This window comes from Enterobacter sp. PTB, from assembly GCF_051130085.1.
GTDB classification, from domain to species: Bacteria; Pseudomonadota; Gammaproteobacteria; order Enterobacterales; family Enterobacteriaceae; genus Enterobacter; species Enterobacter ludwigii.
In genome coordinates, this window is sequence record NZ_JBDKEE010000126.1 from 1 (window position 1) to 474 (window position 474).

Genomic DNA, 474 nt, shown 5'->3' on the forward strand with positions numbered 1-474 from the left:
GCCGCCCGCAGCTGTCCGCGCAGTTTAATGAACTGCTGCGCCAGGCGTGGCTGTGCGCGTCGCTGGCAGGCGAAGAGCAGATACGCAGTATCCACCTGCTGATGGCTTTTCGCAGCCATCCGTCGCTGCTGCACTGCGACGGCCTCTGGCCGTTGCTCTCCCTGACCGCCGGACAGATAACGCACCTGCGCCCGCTGCTGGATGTGCAGTCGGACGAGCGCCCGGAGGAGCAGGCGAAAGAATCGGTACTGATGGCGGGTGATGGCGGCGATACCGACAACGGTAACGTGGCATTTGTCGGGCGTCCAGTGGGTGCTGATACCCCCGCAATAAAGGAAGGCAAACCCGCAGCGGCCCTGCTGGCGGTGCTTGACCGTTTCACCACCGACGTGACCGCAAAAGCCCGTGACGGCAAAATTGACCCGGTGTTTGGTCGCGACAATGAAATCCGCCAGATGGTGGACATTCTCTCCC

The 474-nt window shown here is 62.7% G+C and carries 1 pseudogene; it reads left to right on the plus strand.

The features are described 5' to 3' along the window. Nucleotides 1-474, plus strand: a pseudogene (locus AAIR21_RS27895) (type VI secretion system ATPase TssH); the annotation flags it as partial.